Below are 4,035 nucleotides of genomic sequence, written 5' to 3'. Positions count from 1 at the left end.
GGCCCTGGCATCCGGGCTGGCCATTTCCCATCGGGACCGCATCAGGTGGGATGGATGGTCGTATGGTCTGCGGTGGTGCCAGGCCGCCTCGACGAGGAGCCGGCGCGCGTGGGTGTTGCCGGTTTTCGTGATCGAGCCTTGGGACCGGGATGCCCCGGAGGAATGCTCGGTCGGGACCAGGCCCAGATATGCGCCGATCGTGGAGCCGGTGAACCGGTTCCAGTCGCCTATTTCCAAGGCGAGACCGAACGCGGTCAGGGTCGAGATCCCGCGCAGGCACTCCAGCGACCGGACGACGGGCGTGTATTCGCTCCGGTAGGCCATTGTTGTGATGGCCTCGTCGAGGCGGTCGCGCCGGTCCAGGATCTCGTGCATTGCCTCCAGAGAGGATGCGTAGGTCAGTTGCAGGGCCGGGGCATCGAAGCGTTGTTGGGCCAGCCAGAGTTCGTGGGTGCCGGTCCAAGCCCTCCCTCCGGAATACACGATGCCCTGACGCAACAGGAGCTTGGAGATCCGGTGCCGGGAACGCATCAGATCCCCGCGGGCATCTTCCCGGGCCCGGACCAGGTCCCGGGCCGCCTCCTGATCCGCAGCGGGGACCCTGATCGCGGTGATCTCGCCCAGTTTCAGCAGCCGGGCCAGATGCAGCGCATCCTTCGCGTCCGTCTTAACCCGGTCACCGGACGGACGCTGGAGTTTCGACGGGGCCGCGACGAGCGTGTCGATCCCGGCGGCCAGCAGAAACCGGGCCAGCCCGAAACCCGTCGGGCCGGCCTCGTAGACGACCCGCACCGGGGCCGGAAGAGACACGATCCAGGCAAGAATCTCAGCATAATCCGGAGTCAACCGGTGCGGAATGATCTCGCCGGTCTGCGCGTCCAGAGCGCATCCGGCAACAGAACGGGCATGGACATCCAGGCCGACGCTTGTACGCTCGAACATAGCTGGAACCTCCAATTTCAAATGTGGCTCTACCTGTCCGCCAAGTCTGGCAGGCAACCCACGTCCCGCTTTGAAAAGGAGGTTCCAGCCCGAAAAACCCGGCTACCTCATATCGTCTAGCCTCGGCGTTTCGTGTCGGCGGTCATGAGATGCGCCTCTGCTCACGTGCGGCTGCGATGTATTGGGAATAGGTGCTCGCCTTACGGGCACTGTTGCGACACGGAGCGACCAAAAAACGCCGCCACAGAGCGACCAACTCCACACAATAAACCCTGCCGTACATGGGCATCCTGATCTGAGCAAAAATTTGTGCACGGTAAGGACCGGCTCACGGGCGGTACAGATCGTGACGGCGAACGCGGCCGGCACCGTCCAGGCGGCGGGCTGTGCCAGCCACGACGGCGTCTGCGCAGCACCCAGCACCGAGCCGGCCACCATCGCACTGCCGCAGAGCACGCCGCCGGTCACCATGCCCGCGATAGCCCCGGTGTCCGTCAGCCCCCGCCACCAGATGCCCAGCAGCAGGACCGGGCAGATCGTGGACGCGGTAAAGGCAAACACAAGCCCCACGCTGCCGGCCAATGCCTGCGATTCGGTCATCGAGGCGATCCCCAGCGGGACCAGGGCCGAGACCACTGCTGCCAGCCGGAAGCCCCGGACACTGCCGCCGAACACGTCCTGGCTGATCACGCCGGCCAGCGAGACCACCAGACCGGACGTCGTCGACAGGAACGCCCCGAACGCTCCGGCCACCACAAGCGCCGTCAGCAAGTCGCCGGCCACCCCGCCAATCATCCGGCCGGGCAGCAGCAGAACCAGGGCATCAGCCTGGCCGCTCCGGGCAAGGTCGGGGGCGAACGCTCGGCCGAGCATGCCGTACGCCGTCGGAAACAAGTAGAAGACGGACAGCAGGCCCAGGACAATCAAGGTGGTCCGGCGGGCGGACTGCCCGTCCGGGTTGGTGTAGAAACGGACCAGCACGTGCGGCAGCCCGAGCGTGCCAAAGAGCAGGGCCACCAGCAGTGAAATGATCTGGTAGGGGCCTGCGGGAGCCAGCGCCGTGGGGTTGGCCGTACTGGGCGGCGGCAACTCCGCCGCGGCGGAGTCCCCGCCGCCCACCACAAACAGCAGGAACACGATTGGCACCGCCAGCGCGGTGAGCTTGAGCCAGTACTGGAACGCCTGGACGAACGTGATGGAGCGCATCCCGCCGGCCACCACGGTGAAACAAACGACGCCGACCACCGCCACCGGGCCCACCCACGCCGGCAGGCCGGTGGTGATCCGGATGGCCAGGGCAGCGCCGTGCAACTGCGGGACGATGTAGAGCCAGCCGACCAGGACCACCACCAGGCTTGTGACGCGGCGGACGGCACGGGAATCGAGGCGCGCCTCGGTGAAGTCCGGAATCGTGTAGGCCCCGGACCGGCGCAGGGGAGCGGCGACGAACAGGAGCAGCATCAGGTAGCCGGCCGTGTACCCCACCGGATACCACAGGGCGTCGGTGCCGGAGAGCAGGATCAGCCCGGCGACCCCCAGGAAGCTGGCGGCCGAGAGGTATTCACCGCCGATCGCCGAGGCGTTCCACCACGGCTTGACCGTCCGGGACGCCACGTAGAAGTCTCCGGTGGTGCGCGAGATCCGCAGCCCGTAGAAACCGATGACTGCCGTGGCGAGCGAGACGGCGGCGAACGCCGCCACCCCGACGACGGGGTTCACCTTCCGCTCACCCGGCCCCGTGCGTGGCCGCCCGCCGGGCCGTTCACGTGGGCCCTCACCTGTCACTCACTTGTCGCCGGCGAGGTCCCGGTAGCGGGCCTCGTTCCTTGCCGCGGTCCGCACGTACAGCCAGGCACTGAGACCGATCACCGGATAGATGCCGGCACCCAGCAGGACCCAGTCGAATGGCAGGCCTGCAATGGTGGAGTGCGCCAGGCCCGGGACCAGCCCCAGCACAAGCGGGAAGGCGAGCATGATCAGCAGGAATCCCAGGGCCACCACGAGGCCCAGCCGGAGCTGGGACCGGATGAGGGAGCGGACGAACAGCTGCCCGGCGTCGGATTCCTCTGCCGCCTCCTGCGAGGCCGCCGCAGAGCGCCCGCCGGTCAGGGCGGCGCTGCCCGATGCGGCACTTCCCGGTGTGACACCTCCCGAAGTGACGCTGCGCGGCGCCGTGACCCGGACCCGCGTCATGCCTGCGGCCGGATACGGCTTGCTTCGAGCTTTTCCCGGACCGCCGGGAGGTGCCTGCGGCTGATGGGCAGTTCGGCCCCGGCCACGGTGACGCTGGGCCGCGCCGCGGCGAGCTTCATGTGGCTGATGTGGCCCAGGGCGGTCAGGTACGAGCGGTGGATGCGCAGGAACCCGGCGTCGGCCCACTGCTGCTCTAGGTCGGCCAGCGGAACCCTGATGAGGTAGCTGGCCTCCGCCGTGTGCAGCCGTGCATAATCGCCCTGCGCCTGAACGTACGTCACGTCCTCGCGCCGGATCATCTTGGTGGTCCCGCCCAGGTCCACGGTGATCATTTCCGGGGCCGGCGCGCCGTCCTTGAGCAGCTCGCTGATCCGGCCGATCGACTTCGCCAGCCGTTCGGCACGCACGGGTTTGAGGAGGTAGTCCACGGCGGCGAGCTCGAAGGCCTCCAGCGCGCAGTCCTCGTCCGCGGTGACGAAGACCACGGCGGGCGGGTGGGCGCTGCGGGAGATGACCCGGGCAATGTCCAGCCCGGACAGCGCCGGCATGTGGATGTCGAGGAAGATGACATCGACTTCTTCGGCCTCCAGTGCCCGCAGGGCCTCGGCGCCCGAGGAAGCGCGGTGGATGGCGCCGATCCGGTCATCCCTGCCGAGCAGGAAAGCCAGTTCCTCAACGGCGGGGAGCTCGTCGTCGGCGACGAGGACGTTAATCATGCCACTAGCCTACTGCCGCGGCCATTGTGGCCGGCTCAGCCCGTCAGCCACCTGCCGCCGGGCACGACACCGCCGGGAACCGACCGGAATCAGGCGTCGTGCCGGGGCTGGGACTTGGGGACGCGCATCGTGATCAGGGTGCCCTCGCCCGGTGCCGTCTCGATCACGAGGCCGTTCTCGTCCC

At 68.1% G+C, this 4,035-nt stretch carries 4 protein-coding genes; all 4 read right to left on the bottom strand.

The features are described 5' to 3' along the window. Positions 1-942, bottom strand: a 942-nt coding sequence (locus Y706_RS0121080) for an IS110 family RNA-guided transposase (protein ID WP_028278134.1), incomplete at its 3' end; no start/stop codon positions are given. A gap of 102 nt (positions 943-1,044) precedes the next feature. Beyond that, on the bottom strand, positions 1,045-2,661 hold the full coding sequence (locus tag Y706_RS26965) for a sodium/solute symporter (RefSeq protein ID WP_253906863.1): 1,617 nt from the start codon (positions 2,659-2,661) through the stop codon (positions 1,045-1,047). Between the two features lie 66 nt (positions 2,662-2,727). Further along, positions 2,728-3,135 carry a DUF485 domain-containing protein gene (locus tag Y706_RS26960; RefSeq protein WP_028278133.1) on the bottom strand — a complete coding sequence of 136 codons (408 nt, stop codon included), beginning with the start codon at positions 3,133-3,135 and terminating at the stop codon, positions 2,728-2,730. Then, positions 3,132-3,851, bottom strand: coding sequence for a LytR/AlgR family response regulator transcription factor (locus tag Y706_RS0121065; protein ID WP_028278132.1), 720 nt, complete (start codon positions 3,849-3,851; stop codon positions 3,132-3,134). The genes Y706_RS26960 and Y706_RS0121065 overlap by 4 nt, the downstream gene beginning before the upstream one ends. Between the last annotated feature and the right edge of the window lie 184 nt (positions 3,852-4,035).

The organism is Arthrobacter sp. I3 (genome assembly GCF_000520575.1).
Taxonomy (GTDB): domain Bacteria; phylum Actinomycetota; class Actinomycetes; order Actinomycetales; family Micrococcaceae; genus Arthrobacter; species Arthrobacter humicola_A.
Note: the sequence above shows the minus strand (reverse complement) of the source record. Positions and strands in the feature narration are given on the sequence as shown.

Bases quoted from the DNA above. Each gene is read 5' to 3' on its own strand.
- Y706_RS0121065 (WP_028278132.1), bottom strand. From the start codon at position 3,851: ATGATTAACGTCCTCGTCGCCGACGACGAGCTCCCCGCCGTTGAGGAA.
- Y706_RS26960 (WP_028278133.1), bottom strand. From the start codon at position 3,135: ATGACGCGGGTCCGGGTCACGGCGCCGCGCAGCGTCACTTCGGGAGGT.